At 71.1% G+C, this 26,121-nt stretch carries 18 protein-coding genes and 1 pseudogene; 11 read left to right on the forward strand and 8 right to left on the reverse strand.

Features of this window, described 5'->3' with window-relative positions; genetic code table 11:
- Nucleotides 1-131: 131 nt before the first annotated feature.
- Nucleotides 132-1,868, reverse strand: a complete 1,737-nt coding sequence (locus AB0B14_RS13535) for a family 20 glycosylhydrolase (RefSeq protein WP_357522591.1) — start codon at nucleotides 1,866-1,868, stop codon at nucleotides 132-134.
- A 255-nt stretch (nucleotides 1,869-2,123) separates the two neighbouring features.
- On the opposite strand from AB0B14_RS13535, the gene ppdK reads away from it, so the two are divergent.
- Nucleotides 2,124-4,832, forward strand: a complete 2,709-nt coding sequence (ppdK, locus tag AB0B14_RS13540; RefSeq protein WP_357522592.1) for a pyruvate, phosphate dikinase — start codon at nucleotides 2,124-2,126, stop codon at nucleotides 4,830-4,832.
- A 40-nt stretch (nucleotides 4,833-4,872) separates the two neighbouring features.
- Here the strand turns inward: ppdK and AB0B14_RS13545 are convergent, their stop codons facing one another.
- Nucleotides 4,873-5,373, reverse strand: a complete 501-nt coding sequence (locus AB0B14_RS13545) for a roadblock/LC7 domain-containing protein (RefSeq protein WP_357522593.1) — start codon at nucleotides 5,371-5,373, stop codon at nucleotides 4,873-4,875.
- Nucleotides 5,374-5,625: 252 nt separating this feature from the next.
- Between AB0B14_RS13545 and AB0B14_RS13550 the strand changes: the two genes are divergently transcribed.
- Genes AB0B14_RS13550 through AB0B14_RS13560 form a run of 3 tightly spaced genes read left to right on the forward strand, consistent with a single transcriptional unit; the run spans nucleotide 5,626 to nucleotide 8,102 of the window.
- Nucleotides 5,626-5,973 carry a VOC family protein gene (locus tag AB0B14_RS13550; RefSeq protein WP_357071013.1) on the forward strand — a complete coding sequence of 116 codons (348 nt, stop codon included), beginning with the start codon at nucleotides 5,626-5,628 and terminating at the stop codon, nucleotides 5,971-5,973.
- 17 nt (nucleotides 5,974-5,990) lie between these two features.
- Nucleotides 5,991-7,256 carry a deoxyguanosinetriphosphate triphosphohydrolase gene (locus AB0B14_RS13555; RefSeq protein WP_357522594.1) on the forward strand — a complete coding sequence of 422 codons (1,266 nt, stop codon included), beginning with the start codon at nucleotides 5,991-5,993 and terminating at the stop codon, nucleotides 7,254-7,256.
- Nucleotides 7,257-7,271: 15 nt separating this feature from the next.
- Nucleotides 7,272-8,102: a siderophore-interacting protein gene (locus tag AB0B14_RS13560; protein ID WP_357071007.1), complete on the forward strand. Its 831-nt coding sequence runs from the start codon at nucleotides 7,272-7,274 to the stop codon at nucleotides 8,100-8,102.
- Nucleotide 8,103: 1 nt separating this feature from the next.
- On the opposite strand, the gene AB0B14_RS13565 is transcribed toward AB0B14_RS13560, so the two are convergent.
- On the reverse strand, nucleotides 8,104-9,309 hold the full coding sequence (locus AB0B14_RS13565) for a low temperature requirement protein A (RefSeq protein ID WP_357071004.1): 1,206 nt from the start codon (nucleotides 9,307-9,309) through the stop codon (nucleotides 8,104-8,106).
- Nucleotides 9,310-9,422: 113 nt separating this feature from the next.
- On the opposite strand from AB0B14_RS13565, the pseudogene dnaG reads away from it, so the two are divergent.
- A pseudogene (dnaG, locus tag AB0B14_RS13570) lies at nucleotides 9,423-11,325 on the forward strand (DNA primase).
- Nucleotides 11,326-11,862: a hypothetical protein gene (locus AB0B14_RS13575; RefSeq protein ID WP_357071001.1), complete on the forward strand. Its 537-nt coding sequence runs from the start codon at nucleotides 11,326-11,328 to the stop codon at nucleotides 11,860-11,862. It begins immediately after the preceding pseudogene.
- Between the two features lie 16 nt (nucleotides 11,863-11,878).
- On the opposite strand, the gene AB0B14_RS13580 is transcribed toward AB0B14_RS13575, so the two are convergent.
- The 5 genes from AB0B14_RS13580 to AB0B14_RS13600 all read right to left on the reverse strand — a co-directional run bounded on the left by AB0B14_RS13580 (nucleotide 11,879) and on the right by AB0B14_RS13600 (nucleotide 18,795).
- Nucleotides 11,879-12,847, reverse strand: a complete 969-nt coding sequence (locus AB0B14_RS13580) for a TAXI family TRAP transporter solute-binding subunit (protein ID WP_357070998.1) — start codon at nucleotides 12,845-12,847, stop codon at nucleotides 11,879-11,881.
- Nucleotides 12,844-13,236: a roadblock/LC7 domain-containing protein gene (locus AB0B14_RS13585; RefSeq protein ID WP_357070995.1), complete on the reverse strand. Its 393-nt coding sequence runs from the start codon at nucleotides 13,234-13,236 to the stop codon at nucleotides 12,844-12,846. Before AB0B14_RS13585 ends, AB0B14_RS13580 begins: the two co-directional genes overlap by 4 nt.
- Entirely contained in the window at nucleotides 13,233-15,623 is a 2,391-nt protein-coding gene (locus AB0B14_RS13590; RefSeq protein ID WP_357522595.1) for a nitrate- and nitrite sensing domain-containing protein, read from the reverse strand. Before AB0B14_RS13590 ends, AB0B14_RS13585 begins: the two co-directional genes overlap by 4 nt.
- A 62-nt stretch (nucleotides 15,624-15,685) precedes the next feature.
- A complete protein-coding gene (locus tag AB0B14_RS13595) occupies nucleotides 15,686-16,708 on the reverse strand; it encodes a TAXI family TRAP transporter solute-binding subunit (protein ID WP_357070989.1) in 1,023 nt (340 codons plus the stop codon).
- Nucleotides 16,705-18,795, reverse strand: coding sequence for a TRAP transporter fused permease subunit (locus tag AB0B14_RS13600; RefSeq protein ID WP_357522693.1), 2,091 nt, complete (start codon nucleotides 18,793-18,795; stop codon nucleotides 16,705-16,707). The genes AB0B14_RS13595 and AB0B14_RS13600 overlap by 4 nt, the downstream gene beginning before the upstream one ends.
- A gap of 858 nt (nucleotides 18,796-19,653) precedes the next feature.
- On the opposite strand from AB0B14_RS13600, the gene AB0B14_RS13605 reads away from it, so the two are divergent.
- The 5 genes from AB0B14_RS13605 to AB0B14_RS13625 all read left to right on the forward strand — a co-directional run bounded on the left by AB0B14_RS13605 (nucleotide 19,654) and on the right by AB0B14_RS13625 (nucleotide 26,110).
- Nucleotides 19,654-20,673: a YihY/virulence factor BrkB family protein gene (locus tag AB0B14_RS13605; RefSeq protein ID WP_357070986.1), complete on the forward strand. Its 1,020-nt coding sequence runs from the start codon at nucleotides 19,654-19,656 to the stop codon at nucleotides 20,671-20,673.
- 341 nt (nucleotides 20,674-21,014) lie between these two features.
- Complete coding sequence (locus AB0B14_RS13610) at nucleotides 21,015-22,193, forward strand: ROK family protein (protein WP_357070983.1); 1,179 nt, start codon at nucleotides 21,015-21,017, stop codon at nucleotides 22,191-22,193.
- Nucleotides 22,194-22,326: 133 nt separating this feature from the next.
- Complete coding sequence (locus AB0B14_RS13615; RefSeq protein ID WP_357071062.1) at nucleotides 22,327-23,835, forward strand: sugar ABC transporter ATP-binding protein; 1,509 nt, start codon at nucleotides 22,327-22,329, stop codon at nucleotides 23,833-23,835.
- Complete coding sequence (locus tag AB0B14_RS13620) at nucleotides 23,832-24,959, forward strand: ABC transporter permease (RefSeq protein ID WP_357522596.1); 1,128 nt, start codon at nucleotides 23,832-23,834, stop codon at nucleotides 24,957-24,959. Before AB0B14_RS13615 ends, AB0B14_RS13620 begins: the two co-directional genes overlap by 4 nt.
- Before the next feature lie 98 nt (nucleotides 24,960-25,057).
- On the forward strand, nucleotides 25,058-26,110 hold the full coding sequence (locus AB0B14_RS13625) for a substrate-binding domain-containing protein (protein WP_357070977.1): 1,053 nt from the start codon (nucleotides 25,058-25,060) through the stop codon (nucleotides 26,108-26,110).
- Nucleotides 26,111-26,121 lie beyond the last annotated feature (11 nt).

Below are 26,121 nucleotides of genomic sequence, written 5' to 3' on the forward strand. Positions count from 1 at the left end.
GGCCGGGCGAGGCGGTGTGATCGACTCGGGTTCACGGAAATCGCGGTGTCCGGATGCCGGGGATACCTCGACACCATGAAAGCCGAGACGATCACGCCGGTCTGCGGCGATCACGCGCCCCGGGCCGGGGATCAGGGCGTGGCGGTTGCGGTAGGTGTCGCGTCGCGCTGGGTGGGGATGGTCGGGGTGCTCGGCCAGGGCACCTCGGGTGCGCGGTGGAAGGTGATTCCGGCCCTCTCCCAGCGCGGGCCCTGACCGGCCAGTCGGTCACGGAAGTCGGCCCAGTCATGGGTCACCCGGGGTGACCATCCCAGCTCGGCGATGGCGGGGAGTCGGGGCAGGAGCAGCAGCTCGATGTCGGCCAGCGAGGTGACCGACTCGGTCCAGAGCGGGGCCTCCACCCCGAGGACAGCCGTGGCGGGCACGTCTGCGACGTGTGTGCCCGGATCCCAGTCGTACGCCTTGCGCACGTCGATCAGGCCAGCCCAGTCGTGCCCGATGGGGGTGTCCGGGGCGTACTTCATGTCCAGGTAGGCGTGGTTGCCGGGGGACACGATGAGGCGGGCGCCCCGCCGGACCGCCTCGGCTGTGGTGGGGTCGTCGGCGGTCGTGCCCCACCACTGCAGCACCCGCCCGTCGACGTGCCCGGCCGGTGCGAGCTGGTGCCAGCCGACGACGGTCTTGCCGACGCCGGCCACGATCCGCTGCACCCGCTCGACGAAACCGGTGTAGACCTCGCCCTTGACCTTGAACGCCTCGTCGCCGCCGATGTGCAGCCACGGCCCCGGGGTGAGCGCGGCCACCTCGCCCACCACGTCGGTGATGAAGTCGTACGTGCGCTCGTCGGCCGGGTCGACGTAGCTGAAACCGACCTCGGTGCCGGTGTACGGCGGTGGTGCGATCTTCTCCGGTGCCAGTTCCGGATACGCGACGAGCGCCGAGTTGGTGTGCCCGGGAAGGTCGATTTCCGGGACGACGGTGATATGGCGGGCGGCGGCGTAGGAGACGATCCGCCGGTAGTCGGCCTTCGTGTAGTGCCCGCCGGGGCCACCGCCGACCTCGGTCGCCCCACCGACGGAGGTCAACCTCGGCCAGGAGTCGACGGCGATCCGCCAACCCTGGTCGTCGGTGAGGTGCAGATGCAGGTGGTTGAGCTTGTACCGGGCGAGGTGGTCCACGACGCGCAGGATGTCCTCGACGGTGAAGAAGTGCCGTGCGACGTCGAGCATCGCGCCCCGGTAGGGGAAGCGGGGAGTGTCGGTGATGGTCCCGCCGGGCAGCGCCCAGCGTTCGGTGACCGGGGTCGGGCTTTCGATGGCCGGTGGCAGCAGTTGGCGCAGGGTCTGCACGCCGTGGAAGAGGCCGGTGGCGGTGGCGGCGGTGAGGCGGACCCCGTCGCGGGCGACGTCGAGTCGGTAGCCCTCTGCGCCGAGATCGGCGGCCTCGTCCAGCACCAGCGCGATCCCCCCGGCCGGCACCGGCCCGGCAGTGTCGGCGGCCGGCAGCGAACGGGCAGCGGCGTCGGCGGGCGGCGCGGAGTGGGTGACCGGCAGCGGGTAGCCGGTGGCGGGCCGGAGCAGCTCGGCGAGTTGCGTGGCGACGGCCAGTGCGGCGGGGTCGGCGCTGGCCACGATGACCGCTTCGGCCGGTAACACCCAGTCGTCGGCCGGGGCCGGCTGGACCTGCGCGGGAGCGGGCACGACGTCGGCCAGCCGGTGCGGTGCCGGCTGGGCGAGGTGCGGTGCCGGCTGGGCGAGCAGTTCGTGGGCGGCCCGCTCGGCGGTCTGGGCCAGGGTGACCGCGTCCGACTCCCGCGCCGGTGGCGGCACCGGGCCGGTGGCGGGGGTGGGGGAGGGGATGGTCGACACGGCGGCGACTCCGAGGGGTGTATTCGCGTCGGTTATGGCAAAAGTGAGGTTCACCGGCTGGCGTGCCGTCAAGCGTACGACGCTCGGCCGGGATGCGTGATGGTGCGCATGGAAGCGTTCCCAGAAACCGGTACGAACAGGGATAGTCGTGATGGCTGTGCCAATTGTCACCGAACGGTCGCAGGCCACCCGACGCTCGCCTAACCTTCGGCCTGAACCTTCGTTAAGTTTCCCGTTGCGTGTGTGGAGGCTTTGGTGGCAGCGCAAGAGACCGTCGACCACAAGTACGTCTACGACTTCTCCGAGGGCAACAAGGACCTGAAGGACCTGCTCGGCGGCAAGGGGGCGAACCTCGCCGAGATGACCAATCTCGGCCTGCCCGTTCCCCCCGGGTTCACCATCACCACCGAGGCCTGCCAGGCGTACCTCGCGACGGGCCGGCAGCCGGACGGGCTCGCCGGTCAGATCGAGGCGCACCTGGAGTCGCTGGAGCGCGCGATGGGCAAACGTCTCGGCGACCCGCGGGACCCACTGCTGGTCTCGGTCCGCTCCGGGGCCAAGTTCTCCATGCCCGGCATGATGGAGACCGTCCTCAACGTCGGCCTCAACGACCAGAGCGTGGTCGGGCTCTCGGCACAGGCGGGGCAGAACGACAGGTTCGCCTGGGACTCCTACCGGCGACTCATCCAGATGTTCGGCAAGACCGTCTGCGAGGTGCCGGGCGAGGAGTTCGAGCACGCGCTCGACGAGATCAAGAGCGCCAAGGGTACGCACGACGACCTGGACCTGGACGCGGACGACCTGCGTGGGCTCGTCGACGCGTACAAGAAGATCTTCTCGAAACACACCGGTCGGGAGTTCCCGCAGCAGCCGCGCGAACAGCTCGACCTCGCCATCCGGGCGGTCTTCGAGTCGTGGAACGCCGAGCGCGCGGTGCTCTACCGCCGCCAGGAGCGCATCCCGGCCGACCTCGGCACCGCGGTCAACGTGGTGACCATGGTCTTCGGCAACCTCGGCCCGGATTCCGGCACCGGCGTCGCGTTCACCCGTGACCCGGCCAGTGGCGCGCAGGGCATCTACGGCGACTACCTGGCCAACGCCCAGGGCGAGGACGTGGTCGCCGGCATCCGCAACACCGTGCCGTTGCAGGAGTTGGGGCAGCTCGACAGGGCTTCCTACGACGAGCTGCTGGGCATCATGGCCCGGTTGGAGGAGCACTACAAGGACCTGTGCGACATCGAGTTCACCATCGAGCGCGGCAAGCTGTGGATGTTGCAGACCCGGGTCGGCAAGCGCACGGCCGCCGCCGCGTTCGTCATCGCCGGTCAACTCGTCGACGAGGGCCTGATCGACCTGGACGAGGCGCTGCACCGGGTCAACGGCGCGCAACTGGCCCAGCTGATGTTCCCCCGCTTCCAGCTCGACCACGAGTTTCAGCCGGTCGCCACGGGCATCGGCGCCTCGCCCGGCGCGGCGTCCGGCGCTGTGGTCTTCACCTCCGCACGGGCCGTCGAGCTGGCCGCCGAGGGGAGGTCGGTGATCCTGGTCCGCCGGGAGACCAACCCGGACGACCTGAACGGCATGATCGCCGCGAAGGGCATCCTCACCTCGCGCGGCGGCAAGACCAGCCACGCCGCCGTGGTGGCCCGGGGCATGGGCAAGACCTGCGTCTCCGGTGCCGACGACATCGACGTGAACGTGCCGGCGAAGCGGTTCACCGTGGCCGGGCAGACCGTCAGCGAGGGCGACGTCATCTCCATCGACGGCACCACCGGCAAGGTCTACCTCGGCGAGGTGCCGGTCATGCCGTCGGAGGTGGTGCAGTACTTCGAGGGCAGCCTCGACCCGGAGCACATCGACAACCCGCTGGTCCGGGCCGTACACCGGATCATGACGCACGCCGACGGCAAGCGGCGGCTGGCGGTCCGCACGAACGCCGACACCGGTGCGGACGCGGCCCGGGCCCGGCGCTTCGGCGCCGAGGGCATCGGGTTGTGCCGCACCGAGCACATGTTCCTCGGCGACCGGCGGGAGCTGGTCGAGCGGCTGATCCTGGCCCGGGCCCCGGGGGAGCGGGAAGCGGCGCTGGCGGCGCTGCTGCCGTTGCAGCGGGCCGACTTCGAGGAGATCTTCCGGGAGATGGACGGTCTGCCGGTCACCGTCCGGTTGATCGATCCGCCGCTGCACGAGTTCCTGCCGCCGTTGGAGCAGCTCGCGGTCAACGTGGCGGTCGCCCAGGAGCGCGGCGAGGACGTCGCCAAGGAGGAGGCGCTGCTGGCCGCCGTCCGGCGGATGCACGAGGAGAACCCGATGCTCGGGTTGCGGGGCGTGCGCCTCGGCCTGGTCATTCCCGGCCTGTTCGCGATGCAGGTCCGGGCCATCGCCGAGGCGGCGGTCAGTTGCGCCCGCGGCGGTGGCGTGGCGAAGCCGGAGATCATGGTGCCGCTGGTCGGGGCCGTGCAGGAGTTGGAGACGGTCCGCGCCGAGGCCGAGAAGATCATCGCCGAGGTGGTCGGTGACAGCGGCGTCGAGGTGCTGATCGGCACCATGATCGAGGTGCCCCGGGCGGCGCTGACCGCCGGGCAGATCGCCGAGGCGGCAGAGTTCTTCTCCTTCGGCACCAACGACCTGACCCAGATGGGTTGGGGCTTCTCCCGCGACGACGTCGAGGGCGCGTTCTTCTGGCGCTACCTGGAGCTGGGCATCTTCGGCATCTCGCCGTTCGAGTCGATCGACCGCGACGGCGTCGGCCGGCTGGTGCGGATCGCCGCCGAGGAGGGCCGGGCCGCCCGACCCGGGCTGAAGCTCGGGGTCTGCGGTGAGCACGGCGGCGACCCGGACTCGGTGCACTTCTTCCACGAGGTCGGCCTGGACTACGTGTCCTGCTCGCCGTTCCGGGTGCCGGTGGCCCGGCTGGAGGCCGGTCGGGCCGTCGTGGAGACCGGCGGGTCGGACAGCCGCTGACGTGGGCCGGCGGCGGCCCGGCCGCCGCCGGCACCGCCGATCAGATCGGCGGGCGACGCCAGGACGGGCGGGCCGAGCGGCGCGACTGCGTGGGCAGGGTCGCCATCGGGGTACGCACGGCGAGCGGCGCGTGCCCATGCGGAACCGCGCTGGCGCCGCCACCACCGATGCGCGTGTCCAGCACCGAACCGGCCCGTCGGGCCACCGCCCGAGCCTCCCGGTGCAGCTCCTCCAGGTTGTCCGGTGCCGACACGGTGACCAGGGTCAGCAGAGCGGTGCGCCCGGCCGGGTAGGTCACCACGCAGCCGGCCGTCGTGTGGACCACCGACTCCCGGAACTCGCCACGCCGGACGGTGTCGGCCACCCGGTGGCCGAGCCCGAAACTGGCGGCGGCCAGCGCGGCGAGGTGGGTGGCGTCGGTGCTGGGCAGGTCGCTGGAGATGAGCAGCCCGTCGGTGCCGGCCAGCACCGTCCCGGCGACCTCGGGTCGACGTCGGCGCAGCCCGCGTAGTTCCGTACCCACCACCGTGTCTGCGTCCACGAGTTGCTCCCTCACCGGTCGGGATCTGCGTGTCGGTTGGCTGGTCACGTTCCGCGCTGGGAACGCTACCGGTGGCCATCTCCGCTCGCGAGCCCGTAACGCACGGCAGTCGGTCCACAACTCCGGGCCGATCGGTGGTTGTGGACACTTCGTCGACGCGTCGGGGTCGCGTCGGGCAGCCGGGACGGGCGTAACCTTGGCTCGCTCGCAAACGGCCGATTGCGTACACCGTCGAACGGGAAGGGTGACTGAATGACAAGCGTCTGGGAGAGCCTCACCGTCGATGCCCGTGACCCGGCGCGACTGGCCCGTTGGTGGGCCGAGGCGCTCGGCTATCAGATCGTCACCGAGAAGCCGGGTGAGGTGGAGATCCGCCAGTCCGCCGACCGCCTGCCCGGCCTGGTCTTCGTGCCCGTGACCGACGGCAAGGACCACAAGAACCGGCTGCACCTCGACCTGCGCCCCGCCGACCTGGAGGCCGAGGTCGAACGGCTCGTCGACATGGGCGCCCGGCACGTCGACATCGGCCAGGGTGACTCCGACTGGACGGTGTTGGCCGACCCGGAGGGCAACGAGTTCTGCGTCCTGCGTGAGCAGTGAGCAGTGAGCAGTGAGCGGTGAGCGGTGAGCCGGGCGCGGCGGACGCGCGGTTGGTGCGGGAGGCGCCCAAGGACACCGGGCATCGCCGCTCACCGTACGAGCGGGACCGCGCCCGCGTGTTGCACTCGGCGGCGTTTCGTCGGCTGGCCACCAAGACCCAGGTGCACACCGCCGGCACTGACGACTTCCTGCGCACGCGGCTGACGCACTCGTTGGAGGTGGCGCAGATCGCCCGGGAGATGGGCGCCCGGTTGGGCTGCGATCCGGACGTGGTCGACGTCGCCGGGCTGGCCCACGATCTCGGGCATCCGCCGTTCGGGCACAACGGCGAGTCCGCTCTGGACCTGCTGGCCACGCCCTGTGGCGGCTTCGAGGGCAATGCGCAGACGTTGCGGGTGCTGACCCGGTTGGAGGCGAAGGTGCTCGCCCCGGACGGCTCGTCCGCCGGCCTGAACCTGACCCGCGCGTCGCTGGACGCGATCGGCAAGTACCCCTGGCCGCGCCGCCCGGGGCAGCGCAAGTTCGGGGTGTACGCCGACGACGCGGCGGTCTTCGGCTGGATCCGGGCCGGTGCTCCCGGCGACCGGCGCTGCCTGGAGGCGCAGGTGATGGACTGGGCGGACGACGTGGCGTACTCGGTGCACGACGTGGAGGACGGCATCCACGGCGGGTACGTGACGGTGGGTCCGCTGCTCGTGGACGCGGACGAGCGGGCCGCGCTGTGCGCCGACGTGGCCGCCGCGTACTCCGACGAGTCCGCGGACGACCTGGCCGGGGTGCTGGTGGACCTGCTGGCCGACCCGCTGCTGGCCCCGCTTGTCGGTTACGACGGCAGCCACCGCGCCCAGGTCGCGTTGAAGGCCACCACCAGTGGGCTGACCGGCCGGTTCGTGTCGGCGGCGGTGGCCGCCACGGAGGAGCGCTCCGGCCCCGGCCCGCACCGCCGCTACGACGCGGATCTGGTGGTGCCGAGGCTGGTCCGGGCCCAGTGCGCGCTGCTCAAGGGCATCGCCCTGCGGTACGTGATGCGGCGTTCCGGTTTCCGGGGCCGCTACGAACGGCAGCGGACGATGCTCGCCGAGTTGGTGGCCGCGCTGCTCCGGCGTGCGCCGGACGGGCTCGATCCGATCTTCGCGCCGATGTGGCGGGCGGCGGGGGATGACGCCGCCCGGCTGCGGGTGGTGATCGACCAGGTCGCCTCGCTCACCGACCCGGCGGCGGTGACCTGGCACACCCGCCTGGCCGGTAACGGCACACCGCCGAACCGTCACGAGTCAGCTTAGGCTAGCCTAACTGGCATGACGGAGCGCCCCAGGAACGTCACCTCGGTCCACGTGCTGCGCACCGAGCGGCCCACCCCGCACCTGATCCGGCTCGTCCTCGGTGGGGACGAGCTGACCGGCCTGCCGGTGGGCGAGTTCACCGACCACTACATCAAGCTGGTGTTCCCGCAGCCCGGTGTCGCGTACCCGCAGCCGTTGGACCTCGCCGCGATCCGCCGGGACCTGCCCCGGGAGCAGTGGCCCCGGCTGCGCGCGTACACCGTGCGGCGGTGGGACCCGCTGGCCGAGGAGCTGACCGTGGACGTGGTGCACCACGGCGACGAGGGGTTGGCCGGCCCGTGGGCCGCCGCGCTGCGTCCGGGTGACCCGGTGCACTTCGTCGGCCCCGGCGGGGCGTACGCGCCGAGCCCGGACGCGGACTGGCACCTGCTGGTCGGCGACGAGAGTGCCCTGCCGGCGATCGCCGCCGCGTGCGAGCGGCTGCCGCTGGGTGCGCCGGCCCACGTCTTCGTGGAGATCGCCGACCCGGCGGACGAGCAGAAGCTGCTCAGCCCCGGCGCGGTCGAGCTGACCTGGCTGCACCGGGGCGACCGCCCGGTGGGCGCGGCGCTTGTCGAGGCGGTACGGGCGTTGCAGTTCCCGGCCGGGCACGTGCACGCGTTCGTGCACGGCGAGGCCGCCTTCGTCCGGGACCTGCGCCGGCTGCTGCGCGGCGAGCGGGGCGTACCCCTCGACCGGCTCTCCATCTCCGGCTACTGGCGGCGCGGCATGGACGACGAGGGTTGGCGCTCCACCAAGGCCGACTGGAACAACCAGGTGGCCGCCGAGGAGGCCACCGCCGCCTGAGTCAGCCCTCGGGCGTGCGGTTCGCCTCGCCGGCTCGGGCGAGTCGTCGGCTGAGCAGCACGGCGTACCCGACGACCGCCAGGGCGAGCAGCGACAGCAGCACCCTCGGTCGGTGCACGAGCGCGGTGATCAGGCCGACCGAGAGCACCCCGTAGGCGGCGATCGCCAACCGGGCGATGCTCGGTCGGGTCCACAGCCAGTACAGGGCCAGGCCACACAACGTCCAGACCACCATCGACGCGCCCAGCAGCAGCCGCAGCTCCAGCGGCAGCCGGGCCGCGTTGGCGTCGACAAGCCGGACCACCTGGCCGAGCGACCACCCGAGCAGCAGCAGTGCGCCGCCGAGCGGAATGTGCAGGAAGCTGTACGCCTGCCCACCGCGCAGCCGACTCTGGAGCAGGCGGGTGGTCACGAAGGTGGTGTAGACCCACCAGACGGCCGCCGGGATGAGGAAGGCCATCGCGGCGGTGAGGATCATGTGCGGCGGGGGGTGGTCCGGCACCGCGAAGAGCAGGCTGGCCAGCGCGCTGCCCAGCACGATGATGGTGAACTGGCCGATGCGTTCCGGCAGGTGCCGGTTGTCCACCGGCCAGCGGTTGAGCCACCGCGCCCCGACCCAGGGTGTGGCCAGTTCGATGACCATGGCGACGATCCACAGGACCGGGCGCAGTTCGGTGGGCAGGGTCAGCGACACCAGCCAGATCAGCCAGCCCGACCCGAAGCCGATCAGGTAGATCGTCGTCACCAGGCGGGCCATCGAGCTGGTCGGGCGGGCCCGCAGGTACAGCAGGAGCAGCACGCCCCGCACGATCAGGTAGCCGACCGGCAGGAGCACGCTCTCCGGGACCTCGTCGACCCCGAGCGTCATCGCGCCCGCGCCGACAAGTGCGACGAGCACCAGCAGCCGGTGCAACGCGTCGTCCGGGTCGAACCGGGTGTCGTAGTAGACCTGCCCGATCCAGGCCCACTGGATCACCACGAAGAGCCCGATCACCGCCAGCACCGCCGTCGGCGACGGGGTCGGCTCGTTGCCCAGCCGGGCCACCACCGCCGCCAGCGCGTACACGAAGATGAGGTCGAGGAAGAGCTCCAACCAGGTGGCGTGCCGGTGGCCGGCCTCGTCGGTCTGCGGGGTCTGCCCACGGAGCCCCATCCGGGCGGCTAGCCGGCTCGGCAGGTGGGGGGCGTCGGTGCGTACCCTGCGCATCTGGTCATGGTCCCCGTGCGGGCCCGGCCGGCGGGCCGGAACCGCCCAGCCGGCAGCGGTGGCCGCCACACCGGCATCCCCCGGCCGGCGTGTCGTCGGCCCGGCAGGGCAGGATGTACGCCGAGGGGGTGGCGCATGGCTGGGCGGATCCGGGACGAGGACATCGCACTGGTCCGGGAACGCACCTCGATCGGGGATGTGATCTCCGAGACGGTCACCCTCAAGTCCGCCGGTGGCGGCAACCTCAAGGGTCTGTGCCCGTTCCACGACGAGAAGAGCCCGTCGTTCAACGTCTCCCCGGCCCGCAATGTCTGGTATTGCTTCGGCTGCGGGGCCGGCGGCGACGCGATCAAGTTCCTGATGGACGCCGACCACCTCAGCTTCGTCGAGTCGGTCGAGCGGCTGGCCGGCCGTGCCGGCATCCAACTGCGCTACATCGAGGACGACCGGGGCACCCCACGCCCCCGGCCGCAGCAGGGCCAACGGCAGCGCCTGGTCGCCGCGCACGCCGCCGCCGTCGAGTTCTACCGGGCGCAACTCAGCACGGCCGGGGCCCGGCCGGCACGGGAGTTCCTGGCCAAACGGGGTTTCGACCGGGCCGCCGCCGAGCGCTACGGCTGCGGCTTCGCTCCGGAGGGTTGGGACCTGCTCACCAAGCACCTGCGCCAGCAGGGTTTCACCCACCAGGAGCTGGTCACCGCCGGGCTGTCCCGGGAGTCGCGCTCCGGCACCCTGATCGACAGGTTCCGCCGCCGGCTGCTCTGGCCGATCCGTGACCTCGCCGGCGACGTGATCGGCTTCGGCGCGCGCAAGCTCTTCGACGACGACGACGGCCCGAAATACCTGAACACCCCCGAGACGCCGATCTACAAGAAGTCGCACGTGCTCTACGGCATCGACCAGGCCAAGCGTGAGATCGCCAAGCAGGGTCGGGCGGTCATCGTCGAGGGGTACACCGACGTGATGGCCTGCCACCTCGCCGGGGTGACCACGGCGGTGGCGACCTGCGGCACCGCCTTCGCGGCGGACCACATCTCCGTGCTGCGGCGGCTGCTGTTCGACAGCGACGAGGTGGTCGGCGAGATCATCTTCACCTTCGACGGTGACGCGGCCGGCCAGAAGGCCGCGCTGCGGGCCTTCGAGGACGACCAGCGCTTCGTCGGGCGCACGTTCATCGCGGTCAGCCCGGACAACATGGACCCGTGCGATCTGCGGCTGGCCAAGGGCGACCTGGCCGTGCGGGACCTGGTCGCCCGCCGCGAGCCGCTCGTCGACTTCGCGCTGCGGCACGTGATCGGCCGCTTCGACCTGGACACCGTCGACGGCCGGGTCGAGGCGATGCGCCACGCCGCGCCGCTTGTCGCGCGCCTCAAGGACCGGGAAAAGCGCCCGGAGTACGTCCGCAAACTCGCCATGGACCTCGGGATGGAGATCGAGCCGGTGCAGCGGGCGGTGCTCGCCGCCGCCAACACCCCGCCGTCGGGCACCCGCGACGCCGCCCCCGCCGCCCGGCCCACCTCGGCTCGCCCCGAGCCGGCCCTGGACAGCCCCCAGTCGATGGTCGAGCGGGAGGCGCTGAAACTCGCCCTCCAGCAGCCAGTCCTGGCCGGGCCCATGTTCGACGCGGTCGAGTCGACCGAATACCGCCACCCGGTGCACGTGGCGGTGCGGGCGGCCATCGCGGCGGCCGGTGGTGCCGCGTCGGCGACCGGCGGCGCGGTCTGGATCGAGTCGGTCCGGGACGCCTGCGACGACCTGGCCGCGGCGGCACTTGTCGGCGAGTTGGCGGTGGAGCCGCTGCGCATCGACGGGGAAGCAGACCCGCGCTACGTGTCGATCACCATGGCCCGGGTGCAGTTCGGGTCGGTGACCTCCCGCATCCGGGACATCAAGTCGCGCATCCAGCGGATCAACCCGGTCAACAACAAGGACGAGTACTTCGCCGCGTTCGGTGAGCTGCTGTCCCTGGAGCAGCACGCGCGGGCACTACGCGAGCAGGCTGCGGGAGGCCTCTAGATGGGACTGTTCAGCCGCAAGCCGAAGCTGCCACCGGCCAGCCGGCCGCCGCTGACCCCCGACGAGCGGGTGCTGGCCTGGGCGGCTGCCGGCAACGGCGAGGGCGACGGGGTGGTGGTCGCCAGCAACCTCGGGCTGTGGCTGCCCGGTCGGGGGCACCGGCTCGGCTGGCACACCATCCTCAAGGCCGTCTGGTCCGGCCGGCAGTTGACAGTCACGCCCGCCGAGGCAGTCGTCGAGCGCGACGGCTACACGGTGGTCGCCGACGGCCCGGCCGAGACCTACCTGCTGCTCGACCCGGGTGAGCTGCCGCACCAGGTGCGGGCCCGGGTGACCCGCTCGGTCGCGTACACCGAGCACCAGCCGGTGCCCGGCGGCGCGGCGCGGGTCGCGGCCCGCCGTGTGGCCGGGGCCGACGGTCTGACCTGGACGGTCCGTCTGGATCCCGGCACCCCGGCGGACGACGAGGCCCTGCTCGCCGAGACCGACCGCTTGGTCGGCGTGGCCCGCGCCGCCACGGCGCCCGGCGACCTGTGAGCGCACGCTCGGTCGCTCAACTCCCCCGGTAGTAGCGGCTGGCGCCGGGATGCAGCGGGATCGGCTCGCTCAGCGCGGCACTGGCCCGGGTGAAGTTCGCTGCCTCGGGATGGACGGCGATCAGCTCTGCCTGGTGTTCGAAGAGCGTCCGGGTGAGGTCGTACGCCAGGCCGTCGGGCATGTCGGCGCTGACCAGGATCACGTTCGCCACGGTGATGGTGGGCGCGTCAGTCGCCGTGTTGTAGACGTTGGCGGTCAGCGTCGAGGTGGTGTAGACGGGGCCGTAGCCCTTTTCCAGCGGCGGGAGGAGGGTGTCCAGCGGTAGCAGCCGGAACACACCGGGCGAGCTGGTGAGCAGGTCCTTGATGCCGGGGGTGGGCAGACCACCGGAGAAGAACATGGCGTCCAGGCTGCCGGCCCGCATCTGTTTCACCGTCTCGGGCAGTGACAGGGTGAGCCGTCGCACGTCGCGGTCCGGATCGAGATTGGCCGCGGTGAGCAGCCGGCCGGCGATGATGTCGGTGCCGGACTTCGGCGAGCCGGTGGAGACCCGCTTGCCGCGCAGGTCGGCGACGGTCTCGATCTTGCTGTTGGCGCGCACGATCAGGTGGGTGTAGTTGCTGTAGATGCGGGCCAGCGCGCGGACCGACTGCGGCTTCCCGTCGAACGCGCCCTTTCCGGCGATGGCGTCGGCCGCGGTGTCGGCGAGACTGAACGCGATCTCCATGTCGCCGCTGGTCAGGCGGTTGATGTTCTCCACCGAGGCGCCGGTCGGTTCGGCCCGTGCCTCGTAGCCGGGCAGATGTCGATTGATCAGGTCCGCGTAACCGCCGCCGAGTTGGTAGTAGACGCCTGTGGTGTTGCCGGTGGCCAGGAAGATCCGCCCGCCGTGCCAGGCGTCCGATGTGGACGATTCGCCGCCGCAACCAGCGACGAGCACGGCCAGCAGCAGCGCCGCCCCCAGCCGCCGCACCCGTGTGGTCACCGGCGAACCGCCGGCTCCAGGGCCTCGGCCACCCGCTGCACCAGGGTCGCGGTTTCGTAGCCGATCTGGCCGAGGTCACAACCGGGTGCCGCGAGCACGCCGAGCAACGCGCGTGAGCCGACCGCCATCACCAGCAGCACACCGCCGTCCATGTCGACGATCTGCTGGCGTACGCGGCCGGCGGACATCAGCCGAGCCGCGCCGACGGTCAGACTCGCCAGTCCGCTGATCACGGCGGCGAGCTGGTCGACCTGGTCGATCGAGAGGTGCGGGGAGGCGGCCAGTCGAAGCCCGTCCTCGGAGACCGCGAGGGCGTGCGACACGTCCGGAACCTGGTCCACGAAGTTCGCGAGCAGCCAGTCCAGGCCTGTTGTCACCGGTGGGTTCATCGAATTCTCCCGTTGGGTGTCGTGTACGGGTTGGAGCGGGCGGCGCTCGCAACGCCCTCGGCGAGGGCGGAGAGGCGACGCCGGACCACCTCGGGATCGAGCAGATCCGACTCGCTGACGGGGGACGGTGGTGGGGGCACGTGCGTGGGCAACTGCGTGGGCAGTGAGTCACCGCGGCTCCGACGAGGCAGCCCACCGGCGGTGAGCTGCGGGGTTGGCGGGGCAGCCGGCGGCGGCAGGGGCGCAGTGCCAGGAAGCGGCCCGGTGGGCGGCGGCAGGGGCGCAGCGCCCGGAAGCGGCCCGGTGGGCGGCGGTACCGCGGCGACGCCGCGAGCCTGCCCGCCCGCCGCGCCCTGGGCGGCGACGAGTGGCCGTGCCCCGGCGGTGGCGTCGCTGGTCGGCCGGAACCAGGCCGCCGGCCGTCCGGCCAGCGGCCGACCCGCCACGGGCTGGTGATGGGCGACCGTCTCGATCCGGGTCAACAGCAGGTCGGGGAGTTCCACCTGGGCGATGGTGCCGGTGCCGGTGCTGTAGAGCTGCACCCGGATCCCGTACCGGACGGCCAGGTGAGCCACCACGTGCAACCCCATGCTGCCGGCCGCCGCACTGCTGATCATGGCTGGGCTCGCGAGCCGCTCGTTGATCGAGGCCAGCCGGCCCGGCCGGATGCCGATCCCGTGGTCGTGGACCCGCAGCAGCAGCCCGTCCACCGTGTGCCGGCCGTCGACAAGCACTGGCGTGTGCGGCGGTGAGTAGACGGTGGCGTTCTCCAGCAGTTCGGCGAGCAGGTGCACCAGGCTGCCGACCGCCGCGCCCTGCACCCCGGCCGCCGGCAGGTTCAGCTCCACCCGGGGATAGTGCTCGATCTCCGAGGCCGCCGCCCGGACCACGTCCTCCAGGTGCAGCGGAGCCTCGTGCCCCCGGCTCGGTTCGCCGCCGGAGAGGACCAGCAGGTTCTCCCCGTTGCGACGCAGCCGGGCGGCGAGGTGATCCAGTGCGAAGAGGCGTTCGAGGATCCGGGGGTCGGTCTCCTCACGCTCGAAGTCGTCGAGCAGCCGTAGCTGGCGGGTGATCAGGGTGCGGATCCGCCGGGCCAGCGCCTCGGCCATCCGCGTCATGTCCAGGCGCAACTCGGCCTGCGCGCCGGCGAGGCGCAGCGTGGCCTGGCTGACCGTGCCGAAGGCCGCGGCGACCTGGGCGACCTCGTCGTGGCCACGCGCGATCGCGGCGGTGGCCGCGCCGGCGGCGCTCTCGTCCGGGCGCTGCGCACCGGCGGCGATGGCGGTGATCCGCTCCGGTAGCTCGTGGTTCGCCATGGCCAACGCCGCGGCCCGGAGGCGGCTCAACCGCCGGCTGATCCGTATCGCCAGCACCACGGCCGTGATCAGCGAGCCGAGCGCCACGGCACCGGTCACCCCACCGGTGAGCAGCGCCGTCCTCAGCGTGTCGCGGGCCAGCGCCGCGGCGTCGCGGTCGAGATCCTCGGAGAGTTCACGGCCGAGCAGGTTGTACCGGCGCAGCGTGCCACTCTGCGCCACGAACCAGGCGTCGCCGTCGGTCTTCATCGCCTGGGCGCCACCGTCGGTCTCCAGCACCGCGTCCCGCATGGTGCGGGCCGTCTCCACGTCACCGCCGGTCAGCAGCCGGGCCCAGGAACTGCCCGCCGTGTCGGTCGCGATCCGGAGGAACTCGGCCTCGCGCTGCTCCTGGGCACCGTTGAGCGAACCGAGCCGGGCAAGCTCGCCGGGGTTGAGCCGGCCCCGGACGAAGACGGCACGCAGCAGGTCACGTTCGACGGAGGCCAGGTGCTCCTGGGTGGCGACGGAGGCGACCTCCCGGGCGGCGTTCGCCAACTCCGGGTCCCGCAACTGGGCCGGCAGCGCGTCCGCGACAGCCAGCAGGGACTCGACGGTGCGGGCGTACGCCGGGTCCGCCTCCGTGCCGGTCAGCGCCAGGGCGCGGTTGGGGGAGAGCTGTTCGAGTTGACCTCTGGCCCTGCCGAGCACCGACGTCAGCTCGGGCACCGACTCCCGGGCCTGCTCATCGGCGGAGCGGAACCGCTCGACGGCGGCGTCGACGCGACGCCGCTGGGCGTCCACGAGGGGCCGTCCGGCGGTGCCGCCACGTTGGCGCAGCGCCGCCGTTTCGCCGAGTTCCCGCTCCAGTTCGTGGACCAACTGGACGGTGACGGTGGCGGTGCCGGAGAGGACACGGGCCCGCTCGGCGTCCGCGCTGGCGTCGAGCGCGGCGCTGGTCTGCGCGGCACCGAGCACGGTCAGACTGATGATGGTCACCAGGATCGGCGCGAGTAGCTGGGTGCGGATCGAGCGAAGGTTCTCGAGAACACCGCCGGAGCGGTGCTGGCGTACGTGGGCGGGGAGCGGCACGGGGTCTCCCGGGTCGGGGTGGTGCCCGGCCCGGGCGCTGGGCCCGGGCCGGGATGATCGGATCAGCTTGCGGCGCTCAGCTTCGTCAGTGCCGTCTCCGCCCCACGGTGCAGCGGCACCGGGTCGGTCTTGCGTGCGTTCGCCAGGTCGATGCCCTTGGCCGCCGGGTTGGCCTGGCTGAGGGCGTCCTTCTTCTCGAACACGGTCTTCGTGATGACGCAGGCGACGTTGGCGTCGAGGTCGTCGCGGACCAGCAGCACGTTCGGCACCACGATGGTCGGGACGTCGGCGGGAGTCTTGTAGACGTCCTTGGTGATCGTCCCGGCCTGGTACGCGGGGTTCAGCTCGGCCATCTTCGGCAGCAGCGGGCTGATGTCGATGAACTTCACCTTGTCGGCCGCGGTGGTGAAGAGGTCGGTGACGCCGCCGGTCGGGGTGCCGCCGGACCAGAAGAAGCCGTCGACGCTGCCGTCCTTCATGCCGTCGACGGTCTTGGTCAGGTCGAGCCGCTGCGCCTGGATGTCCTTTGCCGGGTCGAGGCCGGCCGCGGTGAGCAGCCGCTGCGCGATGACCTCGGTGCCCGACTTGGGCGAGCCGGTGGAGATCTTCTTGCCCTTCATCTCGGCGACCGAGGTGATTCCCGAGTCGGCCCGGACGACGACCTGGGTGTAGTTGTCGTAGATCCGCGCGAGCGCCTTCACCGGCTGCGGCCCCTTGAAGGTCCCCTTGCCCTGCGTCGCGTTGACCGCGGTGTCGAAGAGCGAGAAGGCGACGTCGTACTGTCCGGCGACGAGTTGCTCGATGTTCTGCACCGAGGCGCCGGTCTCGGCGGCGGTGCCGGTGAGCTTGCCACCGCTGGCCGTGGCGAGTTGCCCGGCGAGCGCGTTGCCGACGACGTAGTAGACCCCGGTGGCGTTGCCGGTGGCGATGCCGACCCGGGTGTCCTTGGTGACCTCGCAGCCGACCGCGCTGGAGGTGTCGTCGGTGGCCGCACTCTTCTGACGGCCCCCGCAGCCGGCGACGCCGGCCGCGATCAGGGTGACTGCCCCGAGACTCGCGGCTATTCGCACGTTGATCCGTCTCACCTGTTCTCCTCCTGATGGTCTATCTGGTTGACGCCCCTGTCGGCGGCGGCCGTCCGGTTGGCCGTCCTGCGACGGAGCAGAACACCCGCCACGGTGAGCGCGACCAGGGCGGCGCCGACCATGACGGGGACAGGTTCGAGCCACAGCAGAACCAGCCCGGCGAGCGCGCCGACGATCCGCTCGGGTTTTCCGGCTGGGCCGATGCCGGGCAGCCATCCACCGGCCGCCACCGCGAGCACCGCGACTCCGAGCGCGGTGGTCAGGCCGGCCAGCAGGATGCGGTCCACCCCGCCGATGCCGAGCAGCCCGAGCCCGGTAGGCGTGAGCACGAAGGCGATCGGGATGAGGTACGCGGGTAGCGCGTACCGCAGGGTCTGCCACATGGTCGGGACCAGTCGCCCGCCGGTGACGGCGGCGGCGGCCACCGCGGCGAGCGCGGTCGGCGGCGAGGCCTCGGAGAGCACCGCGAAGTAGAAGACGAACATCGCCGCGGCGGGTGCGTCGACGCCCAGGTTGAGCAGCGCGGGCCCGATGATCACCCAGCCGATCACGAACGAGGCGGTGACCGGCACGGCCAGGCCGAGCAGCGTGAGCGCGAGTGCGGCGAGCACGGCGGTGAGCAGGAGCACGACGAACGGGTTGGAGCTGACCGCCTGGGCGCCGCTGAGCAACAGCGCCGCGGCCTGCGGGCCGAGGCCGGTCTTGGTGGTGGTGGCGGTGATGATGCCGGCAGCGGCGCAGACCGCGCTGACCGCCAGCACTCCGCGCACTCCGTTGGTGAGCGCCTCGACCAGGCGTGCGGGGGTGAGTCGGTGCCGCCGGTCCAGGAAGGAGAGCACGGCCGCCAACGTGGTGGCCAGCACCACGGCCCTGGTCGCCGAGGCGCCAAGGGCGAGCATCACGACGATCACGATCAGCGAGAGGAAGTGGTAGCCGAAGCGGGCCAGCAGCGACCAGGCCGATCCGGCGTCGATCGTGACCCGACGTACCCCGGAGCGGCGGGCGTCGATCTCCACCGCGAGCAGGATGCCCAGGTAGTAGAGCAGGGTCGGCACGGTGGCCCAGCCGAGCACCTGGAGGTACGAGACGCCGAGGTACTCGGCGATGATGAACGCGGCGGCCCCCAGCGTCGGCGGCGACAGGATCGCGCCGACGCCGGCGGCGGCGAGCATGCCGCCGGCCCGCTCCGGCGGATAGCCGGCTCGGCGCAGGATCGGCCAGGTGACCGAGCCGATGCTGACCGTGGTGGCCGCACCCGACCCGGAGACGGTTCCGAGGAGGAAGCCGGCGGCCACCGCGGTGCGTCCCGGTGCGGTTCGGGAGCGGCGGAACGCGGCGGCGGAGAGTTCCACGAAGAAGCGGCCAGCGCCGGAGAGGTCCAGCACCGCGCCATAGATGGTGAAGAGCACGATGTACGAGGCGGCCACGTCCAGTGGGGTGCCGTAGAAGCCGCTGTCGGAGTTGTAGAAGGCGTCGATGAGCTGCCCGAAGTCGAGGCCGGCATGGGCCACTGGCCAGGACTGCGGTAGCAGCCCGCCGTAGTAGCCGAAGGCCAGGAAGAGCAGACAGACCGCCGGCAGGATCCAGCCGGTGGTCCGGCGGCACGCCTCCAGCAGCAGGACCAGCAGCACGGTGCCCAGCACCAGGTCGACCGGGTCGAGCAGCCCCTGTCGATCGAGGAAGGCGTCGTATCCGCCGCCACCCGTACCGACGGACACCGGTAGCACCGGGTAGAGGCAGCTCAGCAACGCGGCCACGGCGAGCACCCAGTCGACCGGGGTGGGGCGCATCCGGGTCGTCGGGCTGCTCGCCGGGTCGGTCGGCGCTGCCGGTGTGCCTCGTCGGGGCAGGCGCACTCCCGACGGGTACGCCAGGAAGACCATCGGCAGGACGCCGGCGAGGAAGATGATCAGGTAGAACTTGCTGCCCTGCGCCAGCGGAAAGAAGACCTGGTAGATGGCGAGGAGAGCGACGGCGAGGGTGACGCCGGCGAGGAAGAAGCCGAGTGGCCCGGTGAACACCCGGCCCGGTTTCTCATCCTCGAACTGTGCGGTCAACTCGGGGTCGGGCTGCCCGCCGATGGCCACGGGGGTGGGTTCGGCCGCTGGACCCTTCTCGGCGGGTGGCCTCAGTGGCCGTTCGTCGACGTCGACCGATGCGGGCACGTCGTCGCCTCGGGGCGAGGGGACGGAGTCCTGAACGGGGTGCGCTGATGACACGCTGGGGGACAATACGGGGGACTGCGCTGTATGGGAATATTGTTGACCGTGATTGCTGTGGGTGACTATTCTTTCGTGAGGGGAATCCCTGAGAATGCCGATTTGCCGAATGGATTTCGTGTCGGCAACAGTCTCATACAGCGACGATTCGGCAGGTCGTGCAGGCTGTGTGGTCCCGCTCGCGGTCGCGGTGAGTGGTGGGCGCCAACAGATACGCATCCCCAACGTGTGATCACCGACAGTCACATCAACCGTCTCTGCGCGCCGGCTTGGTGCTGCTTTGGCGGGCTTGGTCAGGTTCGATCCTGCCCGGTCACCAGCCGAAAAAACTTGCCAGTGTGACCTTCTTGTTATCGGGCTGGCCAGCCGAGTGTTGCGGAATCCCGGCCAACCTCATTGCCCGGAAAGAAATGCAAGGACCCGATGGTGCTGGCGGCCCGAGCCAGCCGCGATGATCATGGTCCGGTCGGCGCGCTATTAGGGCGGTGGTGTCTGGGGTGTTGTCTGGGGTGTTAGGGGTCGCCGATGCCTCCGGGGGATCACCCACCGCCGCTCCGAGATCGACTCGGATTTCATGAAGTCGGGGCATCGAGGCAACGTTGACACCCCGACTTCCCGAAAGCCGAGGTGATCAGAGGCCGAAACGCCGTACGCGGTCCGGGTTATCGGCGCGGGTCCACGGGGCATGTCGGAGGTGACACCACCACCGACGTGTGAGGAGGGGCGATGGCCTCGGACGAGTCTGCCGCCCGCCGGACGCCTGCCGACGCCAGCGCGCCGGTCGGGCCCGACGCGGGGCCGGACAGCCCCACCGACCTACCCGGCAGCGGCTGGAAGGCGGCACTGCGGCGCACGGTCAGCGAATTCCAGGACGACAGCCTGACCGACTGGGCGGCGGCGCTCACCTACTACGGGGTGCTGTCCATCTTCCCCGGCCTGCTGGTGCTGATCTCGATCCTCGGTCTGCTGGGCGCGGGCGCCACCGAGGGGGTCAAGGACACCGTCAACCAGGCGGTGCCGGAGGGCAGCATCCGCCAGATCATCGTCGACGCGATCACCGCGGCGGACAAGAACGGCAGCCTGGCCAGCATCGCGGCGATCGCCGGTGTGGTGGCCGCGTTCTGGTCGGCGTCCGGCTACATCGGGGCGTTCATGCGCGCCTCGAACAGCATCTACGACGTACCGGAGGGTCGGCCGATCTGGAAGACGCTGCCCATCCGGCTCGGCGTGACCGCGGTGGTCGGGGTGCTGCTGCTGGCCAGTGCGGTGATCGTGGTCTTTACCGGCCGCCTCGCCGAGACGGTGGGGGACGTGGTCGGCCTCGGCTCGGCGGCGGTCACGGTGTGGGACGTCGCCAAGTGGCCGGTGCTGCTGATCCTGGTCAGCCTGATGTTCGCGATCCTCTACTGGGCCTCACCGAACGCCCGGCACGGCGGCTTCCGCTGGGTCAGCCCGGGTGGTGTGCTGGCCGTGGTGATCTGGCTGGTGATCTCCGGCGTGTTCGCCCTCTACGTGAGCAACTTCGGCTCGTACGACAAGACGTACGGGGCGCTGGCCGGGGTGATCATCTTCTTGGTCTGGCTGTGGCTGAGCAACATCGCGATCCTGCTGGGCGCCGAGTTCGACGCCGAGCTGGAGCGGGGCCGCGCCATCGCGGCCGGCCATGGCGTCGACGACGAGCCGTACGTCGAGCTGCGCGACGACCGCAAGCTCCGCAAGAAGCGCAACGCCGCCAACCGCCGCTGACGGCCTCCCGCAGCGCCCGCGCCCCGCGCCGGGACCGACCGGCGGCCCCGCACCGACCGGCGTGCCCCGCACCGACCGTCCCCGCAGCCCACCGCCGCCCCGCCAGTGAAGATCGACTGGCGGGGCGATTTCGTGTGTGTCGATGGAACTGCGGGCGAGCGGACGCGGGCGGCCCGTGATCCTTTTCTTGATCGACTAGTAGCTTTTGTTCTTTCGGACAAAAGTTCATCTCGGAACGGTTGAAGCTCTGGACACGCGGCACAACGCGCTCCTACTGTGTCGGACACAACACTTCGACGTTGCGTCGATGTGAACGATGCCAATGAAGAGGTGACCCCCCGGTGCGGACCGCCGACCCCCTGCACGTACGACTGTTGCGGTTGCTCCGCGACGAGGGGGCCGTCTCCCGCGCCGAGTTGGGCGACCGACTCCAGATGCCGCGCCCGCGCATGCTGGCCGAGCTGGATCGCCTGGTGGCGCTGGGTTATGTCGCCGAGGCGGGGCTCGCCGCCTCCCGGGGTGGGCGGCGCTCGACACTCGTCGAGCTGAACCCGAAGCTGCGCTTCGCCGCCGTCGACCTCGGCGCCAGCTCGATGGACATCGAGGTGGTCAACGGCCGCCTCGAACCGGTCGCCCAGTACGCCGAGCCAGCCGACATCCGCAATGGACCGAAGGTGACCCTGCAACGGGTCAACGAGCTGCTGCACAAGGCCCGGGTCGACGGTGCGTACGAGCGGTTGGACGCGGTGGGCATCGGCGTCCCCGGTCCGGTCAGCTTCCGCGACGGTGTTCCGGTGTCGCCGCCGATCATGCCGGGCTGGGACCGGTTCCCGGTGCGCGAGTTGCTCAGCCGGGAGCACGGCTGCCCGGCGGTGGTCGACAACGACGTCAACATCATGGCGATCGGCGAGCGGCACGGTGGGGTCGCCCACTCGGTGGACGACTTCCTCTTCATCAAGATCGGCACCGGTATCGGGTGCGGCATCTACCTCACCGGCGAGGTCTACCGGGGCACCGACGGTTGCGCCGGCGACATCGGCCACATCCAGGTCGACTCGCACGGTCCGATGTGCTCCTGCGGCAACGTCGGCTGCCTGGAGGCGCTGTTCAGCGGCGCCGCGCTGGCCAAGGACGCCTTGGCCGCCGCCCGCAGTGGGACGTCGCCGGCGCTGGCCGAGCGGCTGGCGCTGCGCGGGGTGGTCACCGCGCTGGACGTCGCCGAGGGCGCCGTCGAGGGCGACGTGACGTGCATCCAACTGATCCGGGACGGCGGACGACGGGTCGGCGGAGTGCTCGCCGGCCTGGTCAGCTTCACCAACCCGTCGATGATCGTGATCGGCGGCGGGCTGGCCCAACTCGGGCACATCCTGCTCGCCGAGATTCGCAGTGTGGTCTACCGCCGGTCGCTGCCGCTGGCCACCGGCAACCTGCCGGTCGTGCTGTCCGAGCTGGGTGGACGTGCCGGTGTCACCGGCGCGGCGGTGCTCGCCGGCGATGTCGCCTTCGGGGAAGCCGCATGAACCAGACCGAAATCCTGTCGTGAGCGAGGAGGAGACTGTGGCTCTGTCCGAGGATGACCCCGCCACCGCGTCGGCCGAGGCCGCCGCCGAGGCACCGCTGGTCGAGGCTCCCGCCGACACCGTCGCGGGCGAGGTGGTCCTGCGCCTCACCGATGTGGTCAAGACCTTCCCCGGTGTACGCGCACTGGACGGCGTGCAGCTTGAGGTGCGTGCCGGCGAGGTGCACTGCCTGCTCGGGCAGAACGGCGCCGGCAAGTCCACCCTGATCAAGGTGCTCTCCGGGGTGCACCAACCGGATTCCGGTCAGGTGGAGTGGCGCGGCGAGCCGGCCACGTTCACCAACCCGCAGGCCGCGATGAAGGCCGGCATCGCCACCATCTACCAGGAACTCGACCTCGTCGAGGACCTGTCGGTGGCGGAGAACGCCTTCCTCGGTCACGAGTACCGCAGCTTCGGGTTCGTCCGGCGCGGCCGGATGGCTCGGCACACCCGGCAGATCCTCAGCCGGCTGGGCCACGGTGAGATCCCGCCCGGACGGATGGTCCGGTCGCTGCCGGCTGCCGGCAAGCAGATCGTCAGCATGGCCCGCGCGCTGTCGCACGAGGCCCGACTGATCATCATGGACGAGCCGAGCGCGGTGCTGGCCCACGACGAGGTCGGCAACCTGTTCCGGATCATCCGGGAGCTGACCGCGCAGGGCATCGCCGTCATCTACATCTCCCACCGCATGGAGGAGATCCGCGAGATCGGCGACCGGGTCACCGTACTCAAGGACGGTCGGACCACCGCGGCGAACCTGCCGGCGCGCGACACCCCGACCCGCGACCTGGTCAGCCGGATGACCGGCCGCACCATCGAGTACGTCTTCCCGGACCGCCCGGCCGAGGACCCCGCCGGCGCCGACCTGCTCCAGGTGGAGGGGCTGACCCGCACGGGTGAGTTCGCCGACGTCTCGCTGAACGTGCGCGCCGGGGAGATCGTCGGCATCGCGGGCCTGGTCGGCTCCGGCCGCTCGGAGCTGCTGGAGACCATCTACGGCGCCCGCCTCGCGGAGGCCGGGTCGGTCCGGATGAACGGCAAGGTGCTGCGTCCCGGCGTCGGCGCCGCCGTGCGGGCCGGCATGGGGATGGCCCCGGAGGAACGCAAGAGCCAGGCGCTGCTGCTCGGCGAGCCGATCTACCGCAACGTCACGCTGGCCACCTTCGGCCGGTACGCGCGGCTCGGCTTCACCAACGCCGCGAAGGAGCGCGCCGAGGCGGACCGGATCGCCGAGAGCCTGGAGCTGCGGCCCCGGGACGTCGACCGGCCGGTACGCACGCTGTCCGGCGGCAACCAGCAGAAGGTGGTGGTCGGGCGGTGGCTGCTCGGCGGCACCAAGCTGTTGCTGCTCGACGAGCCCACCCGGGGCGTGGACGTGGGCGCCCGGGCTGAGCTCTACCAGGTCATCCGGGGTTTGGCCGCGCAGGGCGTCGGGGTGCTGCTGGTCTCCAGCGAGGTGCCCGAGGTGCTGGGCCTGGCCGACCGGGTGCTGGTGATGCGGGAAGGGCGGGTCGTGCGTGAAGCAGCGGCCGGCGAACTTGACGAAAACACTGTGCTCGACCTCGTGATGGCGGGGTCCTTGATGGAAGGCGCACCGGCATGAGCGACGCGACTCCCACTCCCACCGCGACACCGGAGCGCCCGCAGCTTCCGGCCCAGTCGCCGCCGGTGGACCCGGCGGAGACGGCGGTGGCCAGCGACAAGGCAGCATCCGGGGGCCGGCTCTCCTGGTGGCGGGGCGACGGCGGCGACGGCGCGAAGCGCAACCTGGGTCTGATCGGGGTCCTGGCCGCGCTCATCATCGTCGGCGCGATCACCAAGCCCGACCTGTACGGCGACCCGACGTGGGTCTGGAACAACGTGCTGGCCATCCTGCAACTCGCGTCGGTCGTCGGCGTGGTCACGGTCGGGATGACCTTCGTGATCATCGGCGGGGGCATCGACCTGTCGGTCGGTGCGATCGTCGCGCTGGCCGGTGTCTGGTGCACCACGGTGGCCACCCAGAGCTACGGCGCCGGCGGCATGATCTTCGCCGCGCTGGTGGTCGGCATCTGCGTCGGCCTGGTCAACGGCGTGCTCATCTCGTACGGGCGGTTGGTTCCCTTCATCGCGACGCTCGCGATGCTGGTGGCGGCTCGCGGGCTGGCGGCGTCGATCTCCAACAAGCAGACCCAGGTGTCGAGCAGCACCTTCATCAACGACATCGCGGCGCGCAAGGTTCTCGGGATTCCGATCCTCGTCTACATCCTGGGCGCGGTGGTGGTGGCCGGGTGGATCCTGCTCAACCGGACGACCTTCGGCCGGCGGACCATCGCCGTGGGCGGCAACCCGGAGGCGGCCCGGCTGGCCGGCATCAACGTCCGGCGGCACACCATGCTGCTCTACGCGCTCTCCGGTCTGTGCTGCGGCATCGCGGCCATCATGCTCACCTCGCAGGCCACCTCGGCGCAGGCGGCGATGGCCAACCTGTACGAGTTGGACGCGATCGCCGCGGCGATCATCGGTGGGACGCTGCTCAGCGGTGGTCGGGGCACGATCGTCGGCTCGCTGCTCGGCGTCATCATCTTCGCCACGATCACGAACCTCTTCGCCATCAACGGCCTCTCCATCGAGGCGCAGAACATGGTCAAGGGCGGCATCATCGTCGCCGCCGTCCTGATCCAGCAGTTCCAGTTCAAGTCCGTCACTCGGCTCCTCGCGCGGAACAGGGTCACCACCGCAACCTGACGCACCGCACCGATGTCCCGGGCCACGTCGAGAAATTCGACGGCGGCCGGGCCCCGCACACCCTTATCAACTGAAATTCCGCCCCCAGGAGGTCGTTCATGACCCAGCACAGTCGCGACCTGTCGCGCCGCCGGTTGCTCTTCGGTGGAGCCGCAGTTGGCGCCGCCACCCTGCTCACCGCCTGCACCAGCAACGAGACCCCGGCGGCCAGCACCCAGACCAAGGCCGCCGGCAACGCCGAAGGCAACAACGCCCCGGGCAAGAAGGTCGTCATCGGCTTCTCCGCCCCGGCCGCCGACCACGGCTGGATGGGCGCCATCCACGCCAACGCCAAGGCGCAGGCCGCGGCCTACTCGGACGTGGAGTTCAAGGAGGTCGACGGCGGGTCGAACTCGGAGGCCCAGCGCTCCACGCTCGGCACGCTGATCGCCCAGAAGCCGGACATCATCGTCGTGCTGCCGCACGACGGCAAGGAGGTCAACGCCGTTGCCCTCCAGGCGATGCAGGCGGGCATCCCGATCGTGAACCTCGACCGGGCGTTCCCCGACGCGCTGGCCTCCCGGCTGGTGATCAAGGGTGACAACTACGGCATGGGCGTCTCGGCCGGGCACTTCATCGGCAAGATGCTCAAGGACAAGGGTGTCGCCAACCCGGTCATCGGTGAGATCGCCGGTCTGGAGATCCCGCTGACCGTCGAGCGCAGCAATGGCTTCAAGGCCGCCCTGGCGACCTACGGCTTCACCGTGAAGAACCGCCGTTCGGCGGAGTTCACCTCGGACAGCGGCCAGCGCGAGGCGTCCCAGCTGCTCCAGGCGCTGCCGAAGATCGACGCGATCTGGAACCACGACGACGACCAGGGCATCGGTGTGCTCGCGGCCATCAAGCAGGCCAACCGGTCGGAGTTCTTCATGGTCGGCGGCGCCGGCTCCAAGCTCGCGATCGACGCGATCAAGGCCGACAACACGGTGCTCAAGGCGACTGTCACCTACAACCCGTCGATGGCCTCGTCGGCTATCTCGCTCGCGCGGCTCGTCGCGCAGGGTCGGGGCCTGGGCGACCTGACGGAGCTGCAGGTTCCGAAGGAAGTGACCCTGGCCTCGGAGACCATCACCAAGGAGAACGCGAGCAGCTACGACAAGCTCGGGTTCTGACATACCAGGGG

This window comes from Micromonospora sp. NPDC049171 (assembly GCF_040648275.1).
Classification (GTDB): Bacteria; Actinomycetota; Actinomycetes; order Mycobacteriales; family Micromonosporaceae; genus Micromonospora.